General features: G+C 69.0%; 1 protein-coding gene. It reads right to left on the bottom strand.

The window, feature by feature from the left end:
* Nucleotides 1-40: 40 nt before the first annotated feature.
* Nucleotides 41-1,576 (bottom strand): ISL3 family transposase, encoded by a 1,536-nt coding sequence (locus LCE31_RS39500; protein ID WP_263632840.1) that lies wholly within the window; start codon nt 1,574-1,576, stop codon nt 41-43.
* Nucleotides 1,577-1,600 lie beyond the last annotated feature (24 nt).

Here is a 1,600-nt window from a genome sequence, read left to right as displayed (position 1 = left end):
CGGCTCTGTTCCGTAGTCGGTGGTGACGGCCGGTGGGCAGTTATTGAAGCAGGATGCGGTGTCGGAGGAGGTCGAATCCTGCTCGGCCGTGCATCTGTCGCATGATCTTCTTGGTTCGGGTGTTGGCGCCTTCGGTCCGGCCGTTGTGGTGGGGCAGGGTGAGGCCGGCGTTCACGGCGGCGCGGTCGAGTTCGAGGCCGTTGCAGAAGCTGTGCAGGTGGGGCAGGTCGGCGGTACGGACGGTAGTGATCCACTGGGTGAGCGCGTCGTGGTTGGCCTGGGCCGGGGTCAACAGCGCGGCGAACTCGCCAGTAAGCCGGGCGAGTGCCGTCATCTCCGGGCAGGCAGCGGTGAGGAGGCCGAGCAGATCGGTGTCCTTGGTCCACAGGTGCTCGGGGTGAGTTAGCAGGAGCCGGGCGAGGCGGCGGGGAGTTGTGACGGGACGGTGGCCTTCGGCGCGGCCCTGGTTGAGGTAGCGGACCAGCAGGTTGGCACTGCCGGTGTAGCCCAGTTCCCTGATCTCGTCGAGGAGGTGGGTGACGGGCACGGCCGGGTCCTGCGCCCGTCGTTGACGCAGGTGGTCGCGGTAGGGGTCGACCAGCGTGGGCCTGTAGCGTGGGGTGATGCGATCGGCGGACGGTTCGGGGATGCGGGCGTAACGCTTGACGGTGTTCAGGGCGAGGCTCAGTCTGCGGGCACATTCGAGTAGGCCGACGCCGGAGTCGAGGAGGGCGTGGACTTTGTGCCAGCGCTCGCGGATGGTCTGCTCGTGGATGCCGCCGGGCCGGGGCGGGTTGACGGTGGCCCAGCAGGGGGCGTGGGCCCGGACCTCGGCCAGGACCTTGTCGCACAGGTTCTGCCACAGATGCCAGCGGTCGCTGACCTGCACTGCGTCGGGCAGTGCCCGGCGGATCGCCTCGGCATAGGTGGCCGAGCCGTCCCGGCACACGACCTCGACCCCCTTCTTCGTGCGCAGCCATGCCTCCAACGTGGCTGCCTCGCGGTCGGGCAGAACATCGACGCGCTCCCCGGTCTCGGCGTCGATGATGATCGTGGCGTAACGGTGGCGGCGGCGCAGGGCGAAGTCGTCGACCCCGATCACCCGTGGGGCGCGCACCGTCGGGAGGGGGATGCGCCGCAGCAGGCGCAGGGCGGTGGCGTAGGAGAGGGGCGTGGCCAGGTACCGGGTGAGACGGGAGGCCGCCCGGCCGCATAACTCCTTGGTCACCTCCGAGACCTGGCTGGTCAGGCGCGTGGTGCGGCGCTGAAGGCGCTCGATCAGCCCAGGGACTTGCTCGCGGAAGGTCTGTCGCCGGCAGCCCAGGACCGAGCAAACCAGGCGCCGCACCCGGATGCGGGCCACGACCTGCCGACCGTCGACCGGCACATCCGCCACCGTCCGGACGTGATACCCGTGCACCTTCCCCGTCGGTACCCCGCACACCGGGCAGGGCACCGGAACATCACGGGTCCGGGCGAGCACCCGGACTACCTGGCCGTCATCCACCACATCCTCGATGACCAGCGCCGAGAGTCCTGAAAACACCACTGCAACAAGGGAGTTGACATCTCGCATACAACATCAACGACGCCTGTCACC

Origin of the sequence: Streptomyces sp. 8L (assembly GCF_020176795.1) — a bacterium.
Taxonomy (GTDB): Bacteria; Actinomycetota; Actinomycetes; order Streptomycetales; family Streptomycetaceae; genus Streptomyces.
Note: the sequence above shows the minus strand (reverse complement) of the source record. Positions and strands in the feature narration are given on the sequence as shown.